General features: G+C 47.0%; 22 protein-coding genes and 1 other RNA gene. 2 read left to right on the top strand and 21 right to left on the bottom strand.

Going from position 1 to position 24,115, the window contains the following annotated elements:
* Nucleotides 1-10: 10 nt before the first annotated feature.
* The 17 genes from htpG to J0A65_RS13510 all read right to left on the bottom strand — a co-directional run bounded on the left by htpG (nt 11) and on the right by J0A65_RS13510 (nt 20,025).
* The gene (gene htpG / locus J0A65_RS13590) at nt 11-1,933 is read right to left on the bottom strand and encodes a molecular chaperone HtpG (protein WP_206594731.1); all 1,923 of its coding nucleotides are present in this window, start codon (nt 1,931-1,933) and stop codon (nt 11-13) included.
* 138 nt (nt 1,934-2,071) lie between these two features.
* On the bottom strand, nt 2,072-2,671 hold the full coding sequence (recR, locus tag J0A65_RS13585) for a recombination mediator RecR (protein ID WP_206594730.1): 600 nt from the start codon (nt 2,669-2,671) through the stop codon (nt 2,072-2,074).
* Between the two features lie 65 nt (nt 2,672-2,736).
* Nucleotides 2,737-3,063, bottom strand: a complete 327-nt coding sequence (locus J0A65_RS13580; RefSeq protein ID WP_206594729.1) for a YbaB/EbfC family nucleoid-associated protein — start codon at nt 3,061-3,063, stop codon at nt 2,737-2,739.
* Between the two features lie 40 nt (nt 3,064-3,103).
* Nucleotides 3,104-5,455 carry a DNA polymerase III subunit gamma/tau gene (dnaX, locus tag J0A65_RS13575; RefSeq protein ID WP_206594728.1) on the bottom strand — a complete coding sequence of 784 codons (2,352 nt, stop codon included), beginning with the start codon at nt 5,453-5,455 and terminating at the stop codon, nt 3,104-3,106.
* A complete protein-coding gene (gene apt / locus J0A65_RS13570; protein WP_206594727.1) occupies nt 5,456-5,992 on the bottom strand; it encodes an adenine phosphoribosyltransferase in 537 nt (178 codons plus the stop codon).
* Between the two features lie 234 nt (nt 5,993-6,226).
* Complete coding sequence (locus J0A65_RS13565; RefSeq protein WP_206594726.1) at nt 6,227-6,955, bottom strand: HvfC family RiPP maturation protein; 729 nt, start codon at nt 6,953-6,955, stop codon at nt 6,227-6,229.
* Nucleotides 6,955-7,794, bottom strand: coding sequence for an HvfB family MNIO-type RiPP peptide maturase (locus J0A65_RS13560; protein ID WP_206594725.1), 840 nt, complete (start codon nt 7,792-7,794; stop codon nt 6,955-6,957). The genes J0A65_RS13565 and J0A65_RS13560 overlap by 1 nt, the downstream gene beginning before the upstream one ends.
* A gap of 66 nt (nt 7,795-7,860) precedes the next feature.
* A complete protein-coding gene (locus J0A65_RS13555) occupies nt 7,861-8,400 on the bottom strand; it encodes an HvfA family oxazolone/thioamide-modified RiPP metallophore (protein WP_206594724.1) in 540 nt (179 codons plus the stop codon).
* A 393-nt stretch (nt 8,401-8,793) separates the two neighbouring features.
* On the bottom strand, nt 8,794-10,065 hold the full coding sequence (locus J0A65_RS13550; RefSeq protein ID WP_206594723.1) for a hypothetical protein: 1,272 nt from the start codon (nt 10,063-10,065) through the stop codon (nt 8,794-8,796).
* Nucleotides 10,065-10,679, bottom strand: a complete 615-nt coding sequence (locus J0A65_RS13545) for an energy transducer TonB (protein WP_206594722.1) — start codon at nt 10,677-10,679, stop codon at nt 10,065-10,067. Before J0A65_RS13545 ends, J0A65_RS13550 begins: the two co-directional genes overlap by 1 nt.
* 1 nt (nt 10,680) lies before the next feature.
* On the bottom strand, nt 10,681-11,082 hold the full coding sequence (locus tag J0A65_RS13540) for an ExbD/TolR family protein (protein WP_188696923.1): 402 nt from the start codon (nt 11,080-11,082) through the stop codon (nt 10,681-10,683).
* Nucleotides 11,083-11,094: 12 nt separating this feature from the next.
* Nucleotides 11,095-11,619: a MotA/TolQ/ExbB proton channel family protein gene (locus J0A65_RS13535; RefSeq protein WP_102796662.1), complete on the bottom strand. Its 525-nt coding sequence runs from the start codon at nt 11,617-11,619 to the stop codon at nt 11,095-11,097.
* Nucleotide 11,620: 1 nt separating this feature from the next.
* Nucleotides 11,621-12,973, bottom strand: coding sequence for a MotA/TolQ/ExbB proton channel family protein (locus J0A65_RS13530; RefSeq protein WP_206594721.1), 1,353 nt, complete (start codon nt 12,971-12,973; stop codon nt 11,621-11,623).
* A 5-nt stretch (nt 12,974-12,978) separates the two neighbouring features.
* Complete coding sequence (locus J0A65_RS13525; RefSeq protein WP_206594720.1) at nt 12,979-13,743, bottom strand: DUF3450 domain-containing protein; 765 nt, start codon at nt 13,741-13,743, stop codon at nt 12,979-12,981.
* Nucleotides 13,744-14,124: 381 nt separating this feature from the next.
* Complete coding sequence (locus tag J0A65_RS13520; RefSeq protein WP_206594719.1) at nt 14,125-15,615, bottom strand: sulfotransferase family protein; 1,491 nt, start codon at nt 15,613-15,615, stop codon at nt 14,125-14,127.
* A gap of 68 nt (nt 15,616-15,683) precedes the next feature.
* Complete coding sequence (locus J0A65_RS13515; protein WP_206594718.1) at nt 15,684-18,635, bottom strand: TonB-dependent receptor; 2,952 nt, start codon at nt 18,633-18,635, stop codon at nt 15,684-15,686.
* 295 nt (nt 18,636-18,930) lie between these two features.
* Entirely contained in the window at nt 18,931-20,025 is a 1,095-nt protein-coding gene (locus J0A65_RS13510; RefSeq protein WP_206594717.1) for a tryptophan 2,3-dioxygenase family protein, read from the bottom strand.
* A gap of 117 nt (nt 20,026-20,142) precedes the next feature.
* On the opposite strand from J0A65_RS13510, the gene J0A65_RS13505 reads away from it, so the two are divergent.
* Nucleotides 20,143-20,418, top strand: coding sequence for a late competence development ComFB family protein (locus J0A65_RS13505; protein ID WP_206594716.1), 276 nt, complete (start codon nt 20,143-20,145; stop codon nt 20,416-20,418).
* A gap of 12 nt (nt 20,419-20,430) precedes the next feature.
* Here the strand turns inward: J0A65_RS13505 and ffs are convergent.
* Together ffs and J0A65_RS13495 are read right to left on the bottom strand one after the other, a co-directional pair.
* Nucleotides 20,431-20,527, bottom strand: an RNA gene (gene ffs / locus J0A65_RS13500) — signal recognition particle sRNA small type.
* A gap of 106 nt (nt 20,528-20,633) precedes the next feature.
* Complete coding sequence (locus tag J0A65_RS13495) at nt 20,634-21,686, bottom strand: Leu/Phe/Val dehydrogenase (protein ID WP_206594715.1); 1,053 nt, start codon at nt 21,684-21,686, stop codon at nt 20,634-20,636.
* A gap of 220 nt (nt 21,687-21,906) precedes the next feature.
* Between J0A65_RS13495 and J0A65_RS13490 the strand changes: the two genes are divergently transcribed.
* Complete coding sequence (locus J0A65_RS13490; RefSeq protein WP_188696899.1) at nt 21,907-22,374, top strand: Lrp/AsnC family transcriptional regulator; 468 nt, start codon at nt 21,907-21,909, stop codon at nt 22,372-22,374.
* Nucleotides 22,375-22,412: 38 nt separating this feature from the next.
* Here the strand turns inward: J0A65_RS13490 and maiA are convergent, their stop codons facing one another.
* Together maiA and J0A65_RS13480 are read right to left on the bottom strand one after the other, a co-directional pair.
* Nucleotides 22,413-23,066: a maleylacetoacetate isomerase gene (maiA, locus tag J0A65_RS13485; RefSeq protein WP_206594714.1), complete on the bottom strand. Its 654-nt coding sequence runs from the start codon at nt 23,064-23,066 to the stop codon at nt 22,413-22,415.
* Entirely contained in the window at nt 23,066-24,079 is a 1,014-nt protein-coding gene (locus J0A65_RS13480; protein WP_206594713.1) for a fumarylacetoacetate hydrolase family protein, read from the bottom strand. The genes maiA and J0A65_RS13480 overlap by 1 nt, the downstream gene beginning before the upstream one ends.
* Nucleotides 24,080-24,115: the final 36 nt, after the last annotated feature.

The following is a 24,115-nucleotide window of genomic DNA, read 5'->3' as shown; positions in this document are numbered from 1 at the left end:
TACTGAAAACTTACTTTACTAGTTCCATCAGCAGCTTGTTTAAGCGTCCCACAAAGGCCGCAGGATCTTTCAAACTGCCCTGCTCAGTGAGTGCAGCCTGGTCAAACAAGACTTCAACCAACTGTGCAAAACGGGATTCATCCTGCAACTCAGCCAGTACTTTCACCAAACTATGCTCCGGATTCAGTTCAAAGTGATAGGTCATCTCAGGAACACTTTGCCCGGCAGCCTGCATCAGCTTAATCATCTGCGTGCTCATGCCATATTCATCAGCAACCACGCAAGCGGGCGAATCGGTCAGACGATGGCTTAATTTCACCTCTTTGACTCGCTCACCCAGTACGGTTTTAACCCGCTCAGTCAGACCAGCAACTTGCTTCTCGGCCTCTTCCTGTGCTTTTTTGGTCTCTTCATCGTCCAGGTCTCCCAGATCCAACTGACCTTTGGTAATGGCCTGGAACGGTTTTTCCTTGTATTCATTCAGATGAGACATCAGCCATTCGTCGATGCGGTCAGACATCAGCAAGACTTCAATGCCCTTCTTACGGAGGATCTCCAAATGAGGACTGGATTTAGCAGCCTGATAATTATCAGCCGTAATGTAGTAGATCTTATCCTGGCCTTCCTTCATACGGGCAAGATAGTCGTCCAGTGATACAGTTTGCGCACTGCTGTCTTCCTGCGTGGAGGCAAAACGCAGCAAGCCCGCAATTTTCTCACGGTTGCTGTAATCTTCCGCCGGCCCTTCCTTAAGCACATTGCCAAATTCGTTCCAGAAGCTCTGGTACTTGTCTTTGTCATTAGAGGCCAGACGCTCCAGCATCTGCAGCACTTTTTTGGTACAGCCCTGGCGCATGGCCTGAGTGATCTTATTGTCCTGCAGAATCTCACGAGAGACGTTAAGCGGTAAGTCGTTGGAGTCCAATACCCCTTTGACAAAACGCAGGTACACCGGCATAAACTGCTCGGCATCATCCATGATAAACACGCGCTGCACATAAAGCTTCAGGCCGTGTTTCTGCTCACGATTCCACAAATCAAAAGGGGCTTTAGCCGGCACATACAGCAGGCTGGTGTACTCTGTCTTACCTTCCACTTTATTGTGCGACCATAGCAGCGGATCGCCAAAATCATGGGAAACGTGCTTATAGAATTCCTGATATTCCTCGTCACTGACTTCAGACTTATCACGGGTCCAAATTGCCGTGGCCTTGTTGATGGTCTCCCACTTACCCGGCTCAGCTGCCACTTTCTCGCCATCAGGCCCTTCCCTCTCTGGCACTTCGTCTTTGTACATCTGCACAGCCACGCTAATGTGATCAGAGTACTTACCTATGATGGAGCGTAGACGCCAGTCATCTAAAAATTCTTTTTCGTCGTCTTTCAGGTGCAAGATAACGTCGGTACCACGCCCGGCTTTTTCAATATCAGCGACAGTGAAATCCCCTTCTCCGGCACTTTCCCACTCCACACCGCGAGACGCATCCTGCCCAGCTGCGCGAGTGCGCACAGTCACTTTGTCAGCGACAATAAAGGCGGAATAGAAGCCCACCCCAAATTGACCAATTAGCTGAGAATCGCGGGCCTGGTCACCAGATAACTTACTGAAAAATTCAGCAGTACCGGATTTGGCAATAGTACCCAGATGCTCAATCACATCATCACGACTCATGCCGATACCGTTGTCGGAAATGGTCAGGGTACCAGCATCTTTATCTACAATCAGACGAACACGCAGATCACCGTCGTTCTCGTAGAGTTTGTCGTCAGACAGCGCGCGGAAACGCAGTTTGTCTGCAGCATCGGCGGCGTTTGACACCAGCTCGCGCAGGAAAATCTCTTTATTCGAGTAAAGGGAGTGGATCATTAACTGAAGGAGTTTTTTAACTTCAGTTTGAAAACCATGGGTTTCTTTATGGGCTGCATCTGCCATAAACGGACATCTCCTAGTACTGTTTCATTTCCGACCGCCATTAGGCCATCGGCATCATTCGCTTCGAACTAGGAGATAAGGACAGATTGTCTGATTTCAACGATGAATGTCGAAATTTATTCTAAGCATGTGCGTTGTTCAAAGCTCTCTGCGACCACTGAAAGCATGCATCAACGTTGAACCATCCAGATATTCCAATTCCCCGCCAACCGGCACACCGTGGGCGATTCGACTGGCTTTTATCTCTCGGCTTCGACACATTTGCGCAATGTAATGCGCTGTTGCTTCACCTTCCACGGTCGGATTTGTGGCTAAGATCACTTCCTGGATCTGGTGCTTATCCAACAGCTCGCCAAGGCTATCCAGACCAATATCCGCAGGCCCAATGCCATCAATAGGCGACAAATGTCCCATCAATACAAAATACAGGCCGTTGAATTCCGCCGTTTGCTCTATGGCCATTACATCCTGGGGAGTTTCTACTATGCAAAGAATTCCCTGTTGCTGACGCTTGGGGCTGGCGCAGATATCACACAAGTCTGACTCGGTAAAATTGCGGCACTGCTGACAATGCTGTACATGCTCCATGGCATTGTGCAGGGCCGAAGCGAGTTCCTGAGCCCCCTCTCTATTGCGCTCCAAGAGTTGAAATGCCATGCGTTGAGCAGATTTCTGGCCAACACCAGGTAAGTATTTCAGGGTACGAATAAGTTCACTGAGTAATGGGCTGAATTTCATGACAACTTTAGAGTTAGGCTAAATGATAAAAGGGACGATTTCGGCCGTCCCTTCATTGGTATCGATTAAAACGGCATCTTAAAACCAGGAGGCAAAGGCATTCCACCGGTCACGCCTGACATTTTCTCTTTTGTGGTTTCCTGGACACGACGTACCGCATCATTGATAGCAGCTGCAACCAAATCTTCGATCATCTCTTTGTCGTCTTCCATCAGACTTTCATCAATATCCACCCGACGTACGCTATGATTACAGGTCATAGTCACTTTCACCATGCCAGCTCCCGCTTCGCCGGTTACTTCCAATTTTGCCAGATCATCTTGGGCCTTTTGCATACGCTCTTGCATCTGCTGGGCCTGTTTCATCAAGTTGCCCATTCCACCTTTAAACATAATCACCTCTTTGCTTTGCGGATAACACTTCCGGTTATCCCTATCTCGGTTTAATACTTTGCGCCGCAACCGACGCTGAAAATTCACTGCGCAGCAAGTTAATGCCGGGGTCGGTTTGCACCACCTGCTCTGCATACGCCTGGCGGGCTTGCCGAATGGCATGAGCCAGGGCAAACGGGGTATTGACCGGGCTCCCTAACTCCACTTTCAGCTCAACAGGACGCTTTAGGGCATCACTTAAATGCTGCTGAAGCTGTTGATGTGCAGAAGGTGAATACAGGTGCGCCTTGCTGCTATGTAACAGCAAATTGACCTCATTGCCCTGTACCTGACAACCAGCATGTAACGCCAACTGCTTAACCAGACCGTTAATCCCCATATGTTCAACCAGACGGCTCCATTTATCCAGCTGGCTGGCATGTAAAACTTTCTGCCCGTCTGATAAAAATGCGGGAACATCCCTATCAACCTGTAAAACCGAAGGATCTTCATCCTGATACGCTGCCAGCAGATCTTCGCTGGCAGACATATCATCATCGATTGACTCAGCCTCATCCGCCGCCTGTTCATCTTCATAAGCCGGCATATCAACCTGGTAGGCCTGCATATCTGGTGCTGAAAAATCTTCGTCCGCATCGCTTATCAGATCTTCATGATGGACAAATTCGTCATCACGCGGATATTCATTTTGTTCCTGTATTGCCTGCTGAGACGCATCGAACATCGCCTCTTCTGGCGTGGTATTTTGCTGGGCACCGAAAGCCGCAGGGAAATTCGCTGGCTCATCATGCCAGGGCGGACTGTCCTCTTCATTCACCGGCAAACTGATATCAGACGCACCTGCGACAGGCTCTGGAGCAGGAATCTCGGCGGCAGTCTCATGCTCAAGTTCTGGTATTTCTACAAATTCAGGCTTGGTATCAGCAACGGGACGACTGAAGTTGATAGTCGGCGCAGCAGATTTTTCCACTGCCACCGCTGGCGCGTTTTTCTCAGCTTGCACCTCTTCACGCAACTTACGTCTCAGCGCCAGTAAACTCTCGGTGGTATTGGGTGCAGCTGCCACAAGTAGCTCAGGCTCAGGCTCAGGCTCAGGCTCAGGCTCAGGCAAAACAGTCTGGGTAGATGCTTCTTCGCCTACAAGTGCTTGTGGACCCAGTGCTTCTGCTTGTTGCCAGACTAACGCCTGGTCATTTTGCAATTGCAGTAGTTCATCAGAGATATCTTCCTCATCATCGGAGGGTATATCAAAAGGAACTGCGGCTTCTTCACTGAGCTGGCGGATTTCCGCTAGCGTTTTTTTTTGAGCCACGGGCTGGAATGCCAGCATTCTCAGCAGCGTCATTTCCAACCCACTGCGACCGTCAGCTGCAAAAGGTAGGTCTCTTCTGCCCTGTAAGGCTATTTGGTAGAGCAGTTGCACTTGCTCAGGAGATACCGCCTTTGCCAATTGGTAGATGGCTTTTGCCGTGACAGTTTCAAGTTTGCAACTGTCTGGGACAAATTGGGTCAATGCCATCTGGTGCAACAGGCTACATAACTCCGCCAGAATCTGGCTAAAGTCAGGAGCCTGCATCGCTAGTGATTCAACCTGCTGCATCACTTCCGCACTTTCACCCTGCACTATGCCATGCAACAACTTCAGTACCTGGTTTTTGTCCAGCAAGCCGAGCATATCGACAACAGTCACTACATTGACTTGGCCGTTCCCTTGAGCAATCGCCTGATCAGTCAGACTCAATGCATCCCGCATACTACCTTGCGCCGCACGCGCCAGTTGCGCAAGCGCCTCAGGCTGAGCACTAATGCCTTCTTGCTGCAAAATATGCGTCAACTGCTGAGCAATCTGGTCTCGTGACAAAGCCTTTAAGTTAAACTGCAGGCATCGGGACAAAATAGTGATGGGTAATTTTTGCGGATCTGTGGTTGCCAGTAAAAATTTGACGTGGGGAGGCGGCTCCTCAAGGGTTTTCAGCAAGGCATTGAAGCTGTGCTTGGACAGCATATGCACTTCGTCAATCAGGTAAACCTTGTAACGTCCCCGGGTTGGACGGTACTGCACGTTGTCCAACAGCTCTCGGGTATCTTCTACCTTAGTACGAGACGCCGCATCGATTTCAAGCAAATCTACAAAGTTGCCTTGGTCTATTTCACGACATGTTGCACATTCTCCGCAAGGAGTGGCACTCATGCCTTGCTCGCAATTTAAACTTTTGGAAAAAATCCGGGCAATTGTGGTTTTACCCACCCCACGAGTACCTGTAAAGAGGTAAGCATGGTGTAAGCGGTTATTATCCAATGCATTCGAAATAGCGGACACAACATGCGACTGACCGACCAATTGCGCAAAATTCGCTGGCCGCCATTTCCGGGCGAGAACCTGGTAACTCACCTAGTCCCCTTCAAATTCGCAAAGATAGTGACAAATAATACCTTGCTCAACTAAACGCTGATAACCGCCCAGGTCCGGTAAGTTGATAACAAAGGCAGCATGCTCAACTTTGCCACCCAACTGACGTACCAATTTCGCCGTTGCCAGCATAGTGCCACCTGTCGCCAGCAAATCGTCCATCAACAACACGTTTTCGCCATGGTGAATTGCATCCTGGTGGAGTTCCAGCACGTCTTCACCATACTCCAATTGGTAGCTTTGACGGATAACTGCACGAGGCAACTTGTTAAACTTGCGAACAGGTACAAAACCACAGCCTAATGCCTTGGCCAATGGCGCACCAAAAATAAAGCCCCGGGCTTCAGTGCCTGCGATCTTGTCAAAGCCGTGATTTTGGTAGTGAGCCGCCAATATATCAATACAAGCGGCAAAGGCCTTACCGTCCTGCATGAGGGAAGTCACATCCCGAAACTGCACACCGGGCTTAGGGTAGTCAGGCACGGTTTTTATGGCTGACTTGATATACTCTATCGTCACGCTATCGCTGCTCTTTTTAGTGATTCAGATAGAAAACGAACCAACCCAGGATCACATGCAACAATGGCAATGCCAAGGTTGTCACTAGCGCAGCCAGAAGATATTTAACGTTAAAAGGGTCTTTGAAATTCTCGTCGTGATGCATGTCTGAAATCTCTTAAAACGGAAGCGGCAAATCTTAATGCAAACTGACAAGGATTAACAGCAGAGGTTAGTATCAAGCGTCAACTGCAACTAAGTCGGTACTAAGATACCTTTACCGACAAATTTATCCAGGGCCTGACGGCACCCTGCTGCAACTTGGTCTGCAGGTAAATGCGGCATCGCATTTTGTAGCTTTTCAATCAGAGCACTAACTTCTTCAGCGTCATCTTCAACGCAAGACAATACAAAAGCGTTGACTTGGTCGATGTTAAGGAAGTGCACATCATCCTCTTTATCCCGAAACACCACATAATAGTGTGGTCCTGAAGGGGTTTCAGGTTGAAATTCTGTGCTTATCTGATGTACGGGATACTCATAACTAAGCACCCAGGCCAGTTCAGATAGCTTTACTGCCGAATAAGGCTGCCCGGCCCAATCACCAGCACTTTGCCCTTTAGCCGTGCTCAATGCCAGCTCAACCCATTCATAATGAGCCAGCTCTGCCATAAAAGGAGGATCGCTAGGCTGAAGCGCGTATTCATTGGCAATAAACTCAACAAACTCCTTACTGATATCCACGAAATAAGGGGAACGACAGGCATGCTTGGCTAAAAACGCCCGGCATAACTGCTGCCAGGTGGAGTCGTCGTAGAGACTACACAAAACAGGAAAACCATTAGTAACAAAGCCACTGACATTGTTAAAAAAAAGCTCCCTGTAGATATTCATTCGTCTGTCTTCAACATCTTCAGGTGCTGGAAAGGTCTCCGGATCCCGGATGTGATTAGCAAATGCGAACTGTTTTGATAAGTGTGACATCAGGCTCGTTGTTCCTGTCTGGGTAAATAGTTCATCTGCAAGGCCCGAATACGCTCCACTTCTTTGAGCAACACAGGTAAAGGAGGAATATTAAAGTCCCGTTCCAACAAGGTGGGCAACACGCCATGGGTTTGGTAAGTCAACTCCAACAGGTCCCATACGGGCTGAATAACATCGGCTCCATGAGTATCAACGATGAGATCGTCAGCTTCATTGTAATGGCCGGCTATATGCAGATAAGCAATTCTGTCAGTGGGCATTGCTTTGAGAAAAGTAACTGCATCATAACCATGATTAACGCCATTGACGTAGATATTGTTTACATCAAGAAGCAACTGGCAATCAGCCTGCTCCAACACCGATAAGATAAAATCTATCTCCGCCATTTGTGCATCTGGCGCTGCGTAATAGGAAACATTTTCAAGCGCCAAAGGTCGCTGCAAAATATCCTGCACTTGCTTAACTCGGTCAGAAACATGCCGCACCGCGTCCTGACAAAAAGGAATGGGCATTAAATCGTAAAGATGACCGGCTGCAGAGCAATAACTCAGATGCTCACTGTAGGTACTGATATTGTATTCATCCAAAAAGCGCTTTACCGCTTTCACAAAGCCAATATCTAATGCATCAGGACTACCAATGGAAAGCGACAAGCCGTGAGTTTTAAACTCATATTGCTGAGTAAGCGCACTCAGTTGCTTTTGATAACGCCCACCCAGTGGCATCCAGTTTTCTGGTGCAACTTCCCAAAAGTCGACGGGTACACAGCCGAATGATTGAACCTCTTCCAGCATCTCTCGACGTAATCCCAAACCAACATTCGTCGCATTTAATGCCATACGATTTCCTCAAGATCTGCACGAAAGCAAAAGGCCGCCTTGGGCGGCCCTCTTTATTCTTATGGCTTAATGGGAACCACCACACTTACCTTCGCCACATTTCCCTTCTTTCTTGGCTTTTTTGCTTTCACCGCACTTACCTTCGCCACATTTTCCTTCTTTCATGGCCTTTTTGCTTTCACCGCACTTACCTTCGCCACACTTCCCTTCTTTCATGGCTTTTTTGCCTTCACCGCACTTACCTTCGCCACATTTCCCTTCTTTCATGGCTTTTTTGCCTTCACCGCACTTACCTTCGCCACATTTTCCTTCTTTCATGGCTTTTTTGCCTTCACCGCACTTACCTTCGCCACATTTTCCTTCTTTCATGGCTTTTTTGTCTTCACCGCACTTACCTTCGCCACACTTCCCTTCTTTCTTGGCTTTTTTGTCTTCACCGCACTTACCTTCGCCGCATTTCCCTTCTCCAGCAAACTGCATATAACCGCTTTCTAAGGCTTGCATTGCAAATGCACCGTTATCTGCAGCCATGCTCACATTTGACAGAGAGCCAATCACTACGGCACCTAAAGCTGTTGCTATACCGGTTTTCTTTATCTGTTTCATATTCAGTTCCTAAGCAAAAATTGTATTAATACAGGTGACTGGCCGAAAGGCACTAACATGATGTTAGACCAATGCAGCAAAAAAATAATTTCACATTTCTTTAAAGAATGAAATTTCAGACTAGAGCAATATTATTCAGGACGGAATACTTTCAGACAAAATAGCCTGAAGCAAGTGAAGCGCTTGGCAAGGACAGTTTTCAAAGAATACAAATATTATGAATAGCCGATACATTAGTCAGCCTAGGGAATAATCTCTCTGTGTTCGTTGTGTATAAGATTTCATTACACTTTCCTCTTCGGGCTTAGGAAAATGTCAATGGTATTTTGGGCCGGATCAGACAAAAAAAAGCCCCGATATCGCGGGGCCTTTTAACTAAGTTCTACTCGAAACTTACAGTTTTACACCGCGGTTACGAGCCTTTTCCTTAATATAAGCTTCCCAGCTCTTCGCTGTGCGTGCCGTTGCGCTGTCATTCATTGCCAGCTTAACGTGCTTGTAGGCTTGCTTAAAATCATTCAAATAAAAGTAAGAAGTCATCAATTCGATATGTAACTTACCTTCATCTTTACCTTTAGCTAGCTCTAACGCTTTATCAAATGCAGGGATGGCATTCTTATAATCTTCAGCTGCGGCTAACAGTGAGCCCTGACGACGATAGTGATCGACATCATTACTCAGTGCAGCAGCTTTGCCGTAGTAATAAGCAGCCTTTTTGATCTCCTTAGCAGAGTGGAAGGCATTTGCCAAACTGGCAAAATTCTTCTCGTCACTCTTAAGCAAACCATCCTTCAGGTGCTTCTCCATGATGGTGGCTGCTTTGTAAGGAATATCATTAGTTGCATACAGTTGACTAAGCACCCGGATTTCAGACTCTTTAGTCAAAAAACCGTTGTTATAGGCAACTTCCAGCATAGCCAAAGATTTCTTAAAGTCCTCAACCTGAGCGTAGAACATACCTAATTGCGACCACCACTGGGCAGTATCAGGGAATTGTCTGACCAATTCCTCTGCGACTTCAATAGTTTGCGGCCACATCTTACGTTCAAAAAATGCTGACAGCTTCAGAACATAAGGGTTCTTATTTGGCTTTTCGTACAAGGCGATAGCTTTGTCTGCTGGCCCTACAACCTTATCCCACTGCTTTAATTCGTAATTCGCGTTAGCCATACGAACATAAACATCAGGATCTTGCTTACAGGTGAAGTCGATGTACTTCTGATACCAGACCAGAGCATCACTGTACTTCTGTTCCTGCAGGTTGAGGTCAGCAACAAGTTTCAAGATAGACGCATGATCGCCATCTGTCAGTTGCTTGTCTTTTACCGAGTTCTGCAAGTAACCCAGGGCTTTCGAAGCTTGCCCTTCCTGCGAAGCCAGAAGCTGACCAATAAACTTGTCAGTAAAGGCACGATCAAAGGGATCCGAAGTATCGATTTCATACAGGATGCTCAGTGCTTCTTGCAACTGTTCATTATTGTATGCTTCGAAAGCTTTCTGAATCTTCTTACCTACGCGTTCACTCGGAATATTAGACGGCCCTTGTTTGTAACCAGGACATACCACTGGTGGTGCAGATTGCGCCTGCACCAACCCAGAGTATGAACAGAGCACCATAGAGCTCAGCACGATTAGCTTACTGATTGGATTTTTCGTTATTTTCATTACGATTGCTCCAACTTAAAGTCCAACTGTACTTTCTGATTAACCTGCTTAACAGGCTTGCCATCTACAACCTTGGGCTTGTACTTCCAACGGCTCAGAGCGCGACGTGCTTCACGGTCAAAGATACGTTTGGGTTCGGCATCGATAACTTCAATGTCTTCAACACCACCTACCTCGTTGATAGTGAAAGACAGTCTAACCCATCCTTCTTTACCGTCACGCGCTGCCTCTATAGGGTACTTAGGCTCGATACGCACAATTGGTGTTGCTTCACCATCGCGCATCAAAGCACCAGGCCCACCAATGGCCACGTCAGCACCACCAACGTCTACACCAGGCAAGTTAAATGACATGCCGTCAGTGTTAGGATCGTTAGCTTCAGGCTCCTGAGGCTGCATTTTAGGCGGCTGCTGCGGCGGCGGTGGCGGCGGCGGCGGCACCCTGGAACGAGTTTGCGTATTATCTTCCGGCTCACTCATGACGACGTCGATTACCGGAATCTCCGGAACCTCGTCAGCAGGCCGTGAAGAATTGGCAATCAGTTTTGCCATTATCACAAACAAGGCAAAGGTAATGGCCGCACCTACTAGTATTGATACTATTAGACGAAGCATATTAATTATCCTTTGCTGCTACCGATATCCTATCAATGCCAGCAGCCTTGATCTGATCCATTACTTCAACAACGACACCGTGTTTGGCTTCAACGTCAGCCTGAACGATTACGACATCAGTCGGCTGTTCAGCCAGCAGGCGCTCAATGTTGGCAGACACACGCTCAACATCAACCATACGCTTATCCATCCATACTTCACCATTTTCATTGATGGCGATAAAGATGTTGGCAGATTTCTGTTTAGTCGCTTGTTCAGCCTTAGGTTTATTTACTTCGATACCTGCCTCTTTTACGAAAGAGGTAGTTACGATAAAGAAGATCAACATGATGAACACGATGTCCAACATGGGAGTCATGTCGATCGTTGCTTCTTCTTCTTCTGCACGATGTTTACGAGCCATATAAATCTCTCTTTAATGATGAGGCAAGCTGTCGACCAACTTCTCTTTAGAAATTTTAACTTTGGCTTCCAGACGTGTGCTGAAGAACACACCGGAAAGCGCCGCAACCATTCCCGCCATAGTGGGAATTGTAGCCATGGAGATACCTCCTGCCATCAAGCGCGGGTTACCCGTTCCCTGCACCGCCATGATTTCAAATACGGTAATCATGCCGGTTACTGTGCCCAACAGACCAATAAGGGGGCACATGGCAACCAAAGTTTTAATCAACAACATTCTCTCACTGAGTTTGTCTGATGCTTGCGAAATCCATGCATCACGAATCTTATGCGCATACCAGGATGTGGTGTCCTTCCTTGCGTCCCAGTCGGTGATGATTTGCTTCATCACCTTAGGGAACACGCTGGTGACGTACCAGTAGCGCTCAATCATCAATATCCACATGAGGAAGAGCGCGGCAGCAACAACATACAGTACGTCACCGCCGGTAGCGATAAAATCCCTGACAGATTCCAAGAGTTCTATCAGGTATAACATATTAAGCTTTCTCCACCTCGGCGTGAGCCGCTACGATACCCGCAGCTTGCTCATCCAGGATATGCACGATTGACTTGCTGCGACCAGCAACAATGCTGTGCAGAAGAATCAGAGGCAGTGCCGCAATAATACCTTGAGCAGTAGTTACCAAGGCCATTGAGATACTTCCCGCCATAATACGAGGGTCACCGGTACCGAACAGCGTAATTTGCTGGAAGGTTGCGATCATACCCAGAACCGTACCCAATAGACCCAACAGAGGGGCTACTGCAGCGAAGATCTTGATGATATTGATACCGGACTCAATGCTTGGCAGCTCGCGCAGAATAGCTTCATCCAGTTTCAATTCCAGGTTCTCAGCATCAGCGCCTTTATTCTCTTGATAAACCTTCAGGATACGTCCTAACGGGTTAGAAGAAGAAGGATTGGCTGTATTGTTCAGCTGTGAACGCATTTTGGCACTAATGGTAGTCAGTGTTACGAACTTGTAGATAGCAATCAGGAAGCCTAGAGCCAACATACCAGTAATAACGTAACCTACTACACCACCTGCATGATAACGCTCAGACAAAGTTGCCTTAGCAGTCAACAGGCCCAAAATAGTGCCGCGAGTCGGGTCAACAAAGAAAGGATTGAAACCAGCTTTGGCATCCATGAAGCTTGATGCATCATCTACCATATAGCTGTCAGGCTGACGTCCAAGTGGCTGTACTTGCCCTTTCTCAGCATTGTAGGTCAGATAACCATCTTTGCTCACCAGGTTGAACGTACCAACACGCACTACTTCCTGACGGCTAGAACCACCATCCAAGCTGATAACATCAGTTTCGAAACGGGCAACTTTGCCAGACTCAGTCATTTCAGTTTGCAGCGCGAACCACAGTTCTTCCAGTTCCTGAATGTTTGGCAGACCTTTACTTTCGGAGGCCATACCTTCCAAGAAAGCTGAGCGACCTGGATACTGAGCACTAACAATTGAGCTAGAAATCAGACCATAGGCTTCACCAGACGACTGACGAACCACACCGAACATCTCACCTAAAGTACCAGTCGCATTTTTCAGCTCCTGCTCTTTTTCGGCTAAACGTACTTCGTTGTCCGCATATTGCTTAGCCAAACGGTCACCACGAGCCTGTTCGGCCTTCAAACCGTCTTGCGCTTTCTTTAACAATGCTTGCTTATCAGCACGAGCAGAATTGAACTCGGCTTCACGTTGAGCGTTAATACGCGCTTCGGAAACACGGTTCTTTTTAACTTGTTCGAGCAACTGATCCAAGCTGGTAGCAGCTTGAACAGGTGCAACGCTCACAGCCATCGCAGCTGCAAGCAGGGCAGATTTGAATAGGTTTTTCATTCTGATTACTCCGCAGCTTTAATTGGCAGTTTGATAAGATCGAAGGGCTCCAACTTACGGCCCATCTTGATAACCTTAACTACGGAATTCAGGTATTCATCACCCAGCTCTTCCCAAGCACGGCTCTGATTGTTCCAGACCCAAGCTTGCTTCTGGTCCAAAGACAACGCCAACAACGCGGTACGGCCCAGGTTGAAGAAGTCAGCAGCAATGTTCTGACCGTTGAACTGAAGCTGTTCCTGATAAACACGGATAGTATTACCGTATTCGTTTTCAATCAGATAGGCTTCCAGAACCTGACGGAACTGCTCAGAAACAGTTACGTTTGCATTACTCATCAGATCACGCAAATGCGCTACACGCGCTTTACGCTCTTCGTAATTGATAGGCAGGTCCAGCTCAATGAACTGTTCCAGCGCATCAATCATGCGATACATCAGAGGAACTACGCCACGCTTAACGCCTTCGATACCGTCGATTTGACGTTGCAGAGAGGCAATACCTTCTTCCTGTGAAGCAACCAAACGAGCCAAATGATCGTTATAGACCTTCAGGTTCTCGGTCTCATCAACGACACCACGGTACTCAAACAGTAATTCTTGAGTTTGCTCATAGATCTTGTCGATCTTCTTTTGGGATTGCGCTGCAGCCGCGTGGATCTTTGCTTCTTCGTTTTGCAAATTTTTAAGAGGGTCTGCAGAGACAACTTGGCTGCCACCTAGTGCGAAGGCACCGATAACGGCAGAAGCAATTAGATTTCTCTTGCTCATTTTGGACATAGTTCCCAACCAATTTCTTTTCTTGAATCCCCGAGACCAGCCTGGTCCAGCCGACCACGAGGGGCTTAAAAACGGTTCTATTAATAATATTTGAGAAGGCAGGCCATACCGAAGATGGACCAACGAAGCCCGCCGACTCGAACGCCGAATGTTCACATGGAACGATCAAAATTGTCAAGGCTAGCTGTCTATTTGTCAGTGACGAAACCGCAAGCAGCAAAGAGCGGGGCCAAGATAGGACGTTTCAATGATTGATATCACAGCGCCAAACACTTGGTTCCGCCAGTACTTTCGCTTAACAAGTAAACAACATATTCCTTTCATTGTTAAGAAGATAACTTTTGGTTTCAGGTAATTAACCAAGTTGCGAAGCTAATTTGCTTTTTGGGCACCGCGCAATACATCCAATCTGAGTGTAAATTTCTCCATTTGGCGCTTAACTGCTTCCCCATCGCCCGTGATCGTTTTTGAAAGAGGTTTGCGAACCTGACTGACACTGGCCGTTTTGACCAGTCCCTCTGCAATGTGGAAGTCTGATTTGACAGGCTGTTCTGAGACTTTGAGGTGTCTCAATATATTGCTCATAGTTTCCTCAAACTTGTTAACCAGATCAACGTACTTTATTGGCACTAAAGCGCTCTGAGACAACCAGTGTTCTTTAAGTTGATAATGGATATGAAAGTGCTCTGCAATCTGTTCCAGATCTAAACTCCACTCCAATCCCTGACTAAAATGCGTTCGGAAACATGACCATGCTGAATCCAATGGTTCACGTTCAATATGGATAATTGTAGATTGCGGAAATAAGCGCTTAATCAATCCAACATGCCATATGTTACTTAAACTTTTATCAATGCACTGTGTAAAATCCCCCCCCAGTGCAGTAACCTCTCTTATATACAATCTCTTAATCTGATGTCTCTGCTCAGCCGTCAAATTCTGCTCACCAGCAACAGATTGAGCTGACTGCCCAGCTTTCCCGACAACAAAAGCCACAGCCTTGGTTAAGGTCTCACATTCACCAAGCCCGAAACTCCCCGAATACCCTTTTAATGCCTGCTCTAGTAAGGTGGTGCCGCTACGAGGAAGCCCTACGATAAAAATGGGCTTTATTTCTGGCTGACCAGGGTCTGGCAAAAACGGTGGCAATTCGGTGGTTTTTATGAGCTTATCTGCGGCTTTAAGTTCCTGCTCAAAGCTATAAGAATTACCTCGGGTATCGGAACTCGCCGCTCGCTGTGCTGATAAGAACGCGAGGTCATATTCTCCGGCCGAGAACTCCAGCTTTGAAAGTGCTGAATATAGGCATGCCAAAGATTGGCTTGGCGGTGTCTGCCGCAAAAACATGGACTCTGCTAGTTTCCGCATTTGTTGATACTCGGCACCGTTAAATGTAACGGATGTATCGGCGTTAACCAAGTTTAGCCATGATTCACCAGAGGCTGGATAACTCTTCAGTACTTGCCTGGCACTAGCGCTTGCTTGAACAAAATCACCAAGCTGCAGTTTTAACGTCGCCTTGAAGTGTAAAACTGCTGGAGTATAAGCATGTAATGGCAGAGCCCTCAGTGTGGACTCAACATTTGCAATGTCCCCGCACTCCAACATCATGGCTAGTTTCTTCACGAAACTTTGGGATCCGGGTTCTGGTTCAAATTGAGCCAGTGCTGACAGTGCCAGTTTAGGATGACAAGCCATATATGCCACCCGGCTTATCCCCAGCCAGTCTTCATTCAAGGAGACTTTGCTTTGAATTAGTTTCTCGATAAGCGCTTCGATTAAGACATCATCACTTTGTTTCAAAGCACCAACCAACTGCGTCAACGCTGTATTTATCCCTGTCACAACACACCACTTCTTCATTTGTTTTAGGCTGAAAATAAGAAGCCCCGCTATACGGGGCTTCGTTTACTTATTTGCGTTGTACTAGATTAGAAGCGCAGGTTTGCACTTAAGCGTACGAAACGCGGCGTTTGCCAATTTGACGGGTTACCAAAGTCTGCATCAATGCCAGGTTTAACATAGGCCCCCTGAGTTGGTGCCGCTTCGTCATCACGAATCTCAAAAACTTCGGTCACACCGTCGTTATTGAATACGTTGAAAACGTCTGCACGCAACGTCAGATCGAAATCACCCAGGTCCATTTGGTAACTAGCGGTTAAATCCAACTGCCAAGTACTTGGTGTGGTACCCAACGAGCCACGAGGAACCAATTCACCTTGAGAGTAGAATGATTCTGAGCCGTAGATACGGGCAAATTCATCAGTGGGGTGATAACCAAAAGCATTCTTCGGACGGCCACTTTGCCACTGGAAGTTAGCACCAAGTTGCAGGTCATCAGTCAACTGATAAGAACCGAATACCTTAACCGCATGGCGTCTGTCGTTCGGCAGATTACCATAGGCACCATCAAGCAGACCCGGCTGGTCAAACAAGGTTGTAAGACCTGCATCATCCTGACCATTATCCGAACGAACGTAACCCTCGTTGTTACCCCAGCTGTGTGACCAGGTGTAAGCGGCTTTCATCATCCATACGCCATCCCAGGCTTTTTCTGCTGTGATGTCTAGCTGACCAAAGTTACGAACGGACTCTGGGTAGTTTAGATCTGAACTAGGAATAGTATACGCCTGCTCTTTCAGCGGGCCGTCACCATCCGGATCGGTGGTCACAGTAATATCAGCACCAGGGTTAGCCAACACATAGTAATGGAAGCCTGAACACTCAGTACAAGAGCTACCAAACTCACGTTCCAGATACTTGTTGAAGCCATAGTCTATCGCTACGTCTTCAATAGTAGTGGACAGCTCGCGATAGGTCGCCTGAATTCCCATGCTCCATTCATCGTTCAACTGGAACTGATAACCGGCAATAAACTCATCCGAGTACATGGAATCCAGATTCGCATCTACGATAGCATCCGCAGAAGGTACATCGCCGTTAGAGAACACATCATCCGGGCGGGTTTGTGCGCCATCAAAATTCGGAATTTCCAGCGTTGAATCTGCAAAACCGGTCCACTCACGATATTCCTGGATATAGGTTTCTGCACCTGACAAGCGGATGTTGGTGTTGGCAGCCACCGGCAGATAGTAACGACCGTAGTTCACCCAAATTTTGGAGTCACCGGTTCCGGTTGGATCGTAAACCGCACCGGTACGCAATCCCCAATTATTATCAAGCTTAACAAAGGTATCGCCTGCACCGTTCTTGTTTTCAAAAGAGTCGTTACGCACACCTAAATTAAGTACCAGGTTATCGCTTACCTGCCATTGGTCCTGAATATAGAACGCCGTATTTTTGTTCTCGAACTCACCACCGGATGCATAAGTACGACGGCGTACTTCATAAGGTGATGGGTTTGCTGGATCGGTAACATCATCCATATAAATCAGGTAGTAATAGTTACCCGAGTTAACGGTGGTTTGCACTGCGGTTAAGGTTTCTGTATCAATACCAAAACGGATCTCATGATCGCCCAGATACCAATCTGCATCGACACGCAATACTTCACGCTCATCCTCGCCGGTACCGAAGGTAAAGTTGGCCCAGTTACCACCAATGACAAATGCTGCATTACTGTCCAAACGACGATAAACCACAGGGTTCACATCCAAGGCACTTGTAGTAGAACGGTTGTATTTGTTCAACCCCCACTGTGCAGATACCGAGAAGTTGTCTGTCAGGATACTGGTGTACTTAACCGTGTAGTTTTTGCCACCATTTTCCGTAAAACCAAGCGTCTGTCTGGACGAATCTATCTGACCGTTTGTGGCGAAATCAACATAGTTCTCCTCTTTACTTTCATCAGAGAAGGCTGTGACTTCCAAAATGTTGGAATCATTAATGTACCAGTCAATCTTGGCAGCCCAGAATGCATCCTTATCTTCGTCTTTATACACTTCCTGAAGTAGGTCTGCACCGCTTTGAGTTTCGCGACCACGATACTCAAAAATGTCTGAACGAGGATTGTACAAAGCATAGTAGAACAAGCGATCTTCAATAATCGCACCACTTGCCCAGATATTTACATCCCAGTAATCATTTTCATCATAACGGTTATCAAGACGGGAAAGTCCGTCGGCAGTGTAGGTGGTGGGCTTGTCCGCACGTAGTGAGTCGGGTTCCCAATAGGCATTCATACCGAATTTAAATTCGTTGCTACCGCTCTTGGTTTTTGCGTTGATAACACCGCCCGTTACACGACCAAACTCAGCTGAATAACCGCCGGTTTTAACTTCAAAGGTCTCGAACATGTCGAACGGCGGCTCACTAGAGCCTACACCAGTACGGAAGTTGGTAATATTCAGGCCATTCACGTAAAACGCGTTTTCTGCAACGGAGGCACCACCGATAGAAGGCAAGTCACCGAATGCACTGTCCCCTTTGGTTGTCCCAGGTGCTAACAAGGCTACACCAGTAAAATCACGGGGCACGGGAACTTTTTCCAGTACCATTGCATCTACAGTAATACCCGTGCTGGTACTGGTTACGTCAACCATAGACACCATAGAACCAGTAACAGAAATAGTTTCAACGTCTTCGCTGCTAAGCTCAATATCCATATTGACTTTGCCGCTGATACCTACCTGAACCTTCTCTTGAACTAAGGTCTGGTAACCATCTTTTTCAGCAGTAACCTTATAGGCTCCTGGTGGCAGCAAAGGAAAACGGAAAACACCATTATCACCAGTTGTAACAGAACGTTTCAGACCGGTTTCAATGTTTTCGATGGTAACAGTTGTGCCTGAAAGAACAGTACCGCTGGTCGTAGTTGCACTACCTGTGATAAAGCCGTTGGTATCTGTCGCCATTGCAGGTACAGCAAGGCCTAAGCTTGCCGTAACAGCCAAGGCTGTCAGGCTTCTTCTGAATGTAAACATATATTGTCTCCCTGGACCACTTCTAGTTTTGTTTGTGGCAATTTTTAATTCCGCTTAAGCGGATATTTTTTGTAAGGGGTAGTGAACCCCTGATTGATAATATACACGTGACTTCAATACGGTCAACCGGCACTTTAGGATGCATTTAAGCTCTCACCCCGTCCAAAGAACACAAAATAATCCATTTGTAACAATTTCCTTACACAAGCAGAAAGCAGGCAAAAAAGCAATCCGTTACATTTCAATGTCAAACTGCGAAATTCAGACTTCTCCCATGCCCTTGATATTCTTAGAATTAACTCTTTACTAAAGCAAAACCCAATTGGTTTTTTACCTTGCTAGGCAGTTCCGGCAGGGCCGCTTTGGGTAGCATGAATGTTGCCATATTGAAAAAATCTTTAAAAATGCGATTCGATTCGGTCGTACGTTTTAAATACTCATGTCCCGAAGATCCCCCCGTGCCAATCTTTCCGCCTAGCATACGCTGCACCATCATTGCATGGCGGTAACGCCAAATAGTTAACTTCTCGTCAATCTCGGTGAGGCAAGTAATGAATTGATAAGGCAGGTTAAATAGGGGCTCTTCGTTATATTGGTTGATAAAGAGAGCGGCAAGTAAGGCTCGCTGCGACAATCTGAAATGTCCCTGGCTCTGCCAATGGCTATATTCCTGCTCATCCCACAAAGCCGCAAAAGTATCGCGGGTGGATTGCAGCTCTTTAAGTTCCTGACGCATGTCCTTTTCGGTCAGGGTTGGATTGCTGCGGATGATTGCCTCATCGCTGACTAACATTTTATCAGTCGCCTGGCGATACAGAGTCCAAAATTTGAAATCATCGAACTCCAGCAAAGGCAGACGTTCCAACCAACGCTGGGTCAATTCAAACAAGCTGTCTTTCTTCTCCAAGGCTTCTAGAAAATCTCTGTCCTTTGATTCCAGGCGGTTATAAAAAGACTGCTTATCAAAATCGATGCGGAACTCCCTTTTCAGGCCTAAACCAATCTCCAGCATTTTGAACTGAATACTCTGAAAACCAGAAGCCGGTACCAGATAGTCCCGAAAAGCCAGGAATTCCTGGGGACTCATGGTCTCCATCACACTTATTTGGTCATTAAGTAGACCCTGAATACTAATAACTCGCTTTAGTCGATGTACAACTGTAGTCAACTGCTGATCCTTCACCTGTTGCTCAGAAAACACATCAATGACGGAGGATAGTTCATGCAGGATTTGCTTAAACCAAAGTTCATAAACCTGATGAACAATGATAAACAAAGTTTCATCGTGTGCAGCTTCACCGTATTTAGCACTTTGCAAGTGCTGTGCACTCAGCAACTTATCCAAATGCAGGTAATCACCGTAGTAGCAGGGTTCCAGATTCTTTTTCATGATTATTATCCGTTATTCTGACAAACTGGAGTTTACCATCATGATATGGCGGTTGTGTCTGGCTGGATGACAAATCATCAACTAGCCTTCTGGAATCAATTCTGAACGGGATAAACCATGAAACTAGACGACGATATTCATAATTATTACGAGCATTTAGTATTAGAAAGAATAGAGAAGCTCGGATTGCATAAAAACCAAGATGATGATTTTATCGCCGACTTGTGTTGTCTGACGTTAAATCAATGTCCTGCCAAGTATATTCGATTTGAAGTTGATATGGCCTTTTACATCTCGGTAAGCGAGCGACAACAGATGGAAATGAACGTTGCAGAAGCCATGGAGAAAGCCCTGAAGTATCTGGATTCAGACGATGCGAAGAAGAAAGCTTAGTGGAGGTGGCGGTCCCACCAGCCACATCCCGGCACATGAGTCCTTTACTGCGGCTGCTCCCTTCCGGGCCTGACCGGGTTCATAAAGTATCATTGCGAGAGGACCGACAGGACCACCATTGATAAGCTTTAAAAAGCGTACACGCCGCTTGTAAAGCGGCGCGCATTATCCCCGATGCCCACACAGGTTGCAAGGGCACAGAGCGGATTTAAGTCTTAACGGTTCAGAAAACGCTCTTCGGCCATGCGATTAGCTTCCAGGTTGGTCGGCAAACCTTGCTGCTCCGCGCGCTGATATATCTCAACCAAAGTATCGCCAATACCTTCGATATGCTCTCGCATGGCTTGTGCGTTGCTATCCATCTTCTGATGATAAATATCGATAACACCGCCAGCATTAATTACGTAGTCTGGTGCATACAAGATACCTTTGTCTTTCAACATGTGACCATGACGCTCTTCAGCTAGCTGGTTGTTGGCAGCGCCCGCAACCACACGAGCCTTGAGTAGAGAAAGACTGTTATCATTAATGATGGCACCCATGGCACAAGGAGCCAGCACGTCCACATCCAAACCGAAGATCTCATCAGGAGACACCACAGTAGCGCCTAATTCCTGAACGGCCCGATCTAGGTTATCCGGATAAATATCCGTGACAAAAAGCTTGGCCCCTTCTTTATGCAGATGCTCTGCCAAGCGGTAACCAACGTGTCCAAGTCCCTGAATAGCCACTTTCACCCCATTTAAGTCTGAACCCAAGGCATGGCGCACTGAAGCACGTAAGCCAACAAATACACCATAGGCAGTCGAAGGTGCAGGGTTACCATCAGCCTCCCCGCCATCGTAACGGAATTTAGCCTGCGTACCTGCAATAAAGTCACTGTGCTTAGCCATCAATTGCAGGTCACGAACCGCAATACCTGAATCCTCAGCGGTGATGTATTTGCCGCCCAGGCGCTGAACAAATTCGCCCATCGCCAACATCATGGCATCAGATTTATCCTTACGAGGATCACCGATAATTACTGACTTACCGCCCCCCAACTTGAGGTTGGCCATGGCAGACTTGTATGACATGCCTTTTGACAATCTGAGTACGTCAGTTAACGCCTCTTCACTGCTGGCATAAGGCCACATCCGACACCCGCCCAAGGCTGGCCCTAAATTAGTGTTGTGCACAGCGATGATGGCCTTTAATCCTGACTTGGCATCATGGAAAAACACCACCTCTTCATGATTGTCGTAGGCCTTGTGATCGAAAACAGACATATTGTTACCCTGTAAAAATGCGGGATGTTAGAAAATTGTTGCACATGGTAGCGCATAGAACAGAGGACATGTCTTGCTAACTTTAGCCCATGCCCAGCCTCAATGAGCAACACCAATCTTAAAAATCGAACCTGAGTAGGAGGCTCATCCTAGTAATTTCAGTTGAAAAACGCCTTGTTTTTCCGCATCCTTGAGCCACTTTATAAACCCTCTGTGCTTTATGAAATTAGATAAATTTGATCGCGAAATTCTCCGGGTGCTACAAAAAGACGCCACCGTCTCCATGGCTGAACTCAGTCAGCGGGTGGGATTATCCCATACGCCTTGTTGGCGCAGGGTTAAACGCCTGGAGAGTGATGGCATTATTAAACGTAAAGTCACCCTGCTTGACGGTAAGAAACTCAACCTTGGTGTGAGTGTTTTCATCTATGTCACACTTAAAAATCATGACGAAGAATCTCTCAATGGCTTTGAAGCTGCCGTTCAACATATTGCTGAAGTCGTGGAATGCCACACCACCAGCGGTGAGAAGGACTATTTGCTCAAAGTCGTGGTAGAGAGCATTGAAGAATATGAGTTGCTGCTAAAAAGCAAGCTCACTCACCTTCCCTGCGTGGATCATCTAAGTTCTACCTTTGCCCTGAAGCAAGTTAAGAACACTACCGAACTGCCCATCAAGAACCAATAATAATGATTTGCCCGGCTTGCCGGGCAAAGCCGCTTTAACTATTGAGCATCAGGTTGATTTTCCGGCTTTGCAGCAACAAACTCAGGCAACTTGTTGCAATTCTCATGAATTCGCTGAATCAACGGAAAACTGGCCATATCCGCACCAAAACGCAGCGCATTGTAGATTTGCGGCACTAAACAAACGTCCGCCAAACTCAGATCAAAGCCAAAACAGTATTTGCCCGCCGTGGTCTGCAAGCGTTTTTCAATCCCAGCAAACCCCTTTTCAATCCAATGACGACTCCATTCAGCTTTGCCGTCAGCATCAACTTGGTAGTGGCTTTCCAAATATTGCAATACCCGCAAATTTGCCAGGGGTTGAATATCCGCAGCGATATCCTGCGCCAGCGCCCTCACCCTGGCCCGTTGCAGTTTATGCTCCGGCAGAAGCTTAACCGCAGATGGATACTTTTCATCCACATACTCAATGATCGCCAGTGACTGGTTGAGAATAATATCCTCATCTTCATCTACCAGAGTTGGCACCAATTCAGATGGATTTAATCCCTGATAACGAGCCTGATGTTGTTCTCCACCATCTTTAACAAGATGCACTGGCACATATTCATAAGCAATACCTTTGAGATTAAGCGCAATACGGACCCGGTAACTGGCCGATGAACGCCAATAACCATGCAATTTAATGCTCATTATGGATACTCTCTGATGTATTGATCTATAGCGCCAAACAGACTGCTGCCCTGCTCATCGAGCATTTCAATGCGAATTCTGTCGCCAAACTTCATAAAAGGGGTGCTAGGTTTACCTTCACGTATGGTTTCAATCATGCGTACTTCAGCAATACAAGAATAGCCAACACCGCCATCTTCTATAGCACTGCCGTATTCTGTTCCCTGCTTGTTGGACACAGTTCCGGACCCAATAATTGCACCGGCTCGCAAATTACGGGTTTTAGCCGCATGAGCAATTAACTGACCAAAATCAAAAGTCATGTCGACCCCTGCATCGGGTTTGCCAAACAACTTGCCATTCAGCGTGGATTGCAACGGAAGCTGCAGTTTAAATCCTTGCCAGGCATCACCTAACTCGTCGGGCGTAACGGCCACAGGAGAAAAAGAAGACGCAGGCTTGGATTGGAAAAATCCAAATCCTTTCGCCAACTCTTGTGGAATCAAGCCTCGTAGTGATACATCGTTGACCAGCATAATCAGTCGAATGTGATTGCCCGCTTCCAGTGAAGATACGCCCATTGGCACGTCGCCGGTAACAACCGCGACTTCGGCCTCAAAGTCTATGCCCCAGGCTTCATCGGCCACTAGAATATCGTCATTGGGTCCGATAAAGTCATCAGAGCCCCCTTGATACATCAGAGGATCCGTCCAGAAACTTGGCGGTAATTCTGCACCACGCGCTTTTCTGACTAACTCAACATGATTCACATAGGCACTGCCATCGGCCCATTGATAAGCTCTGGGCAAGGGAGATGCGCACAAGCCTGGTTCAAACACCATTACATCATCCAACTGACCTATGTTCAGTGCGTGATAAGTGGCCTGCAGATGCATGGACAAGGTATCCCAGTTATCCAAAGCATATTGCATGGTTGGTGCAATATGGGTCACCGCAACAGCAGATTGCAAATCCTTGCTGACGACGACTAATTGTCCATCGCGGGTGTCATTTTTAAGTGTCGCTAGTTTCATACTTCTTTCTTTATTTGTTCGAAATGCTTAAGCACA

The sequence above is a fragment of the Bowmanella yangjiangensis genome (assembly GCF_017255015.1).
Taxonomy (GTDB): domain Bacteria; phylum Pseudomonadota; class Gammaproteobacteria; order Enterobacterales; family Alteromonadaceae; genus Bowmanella; species Bowmanella yangjiangensis.
This window is presented reverse-complemented; position numbering and strand designations above follow the sequence as displayed.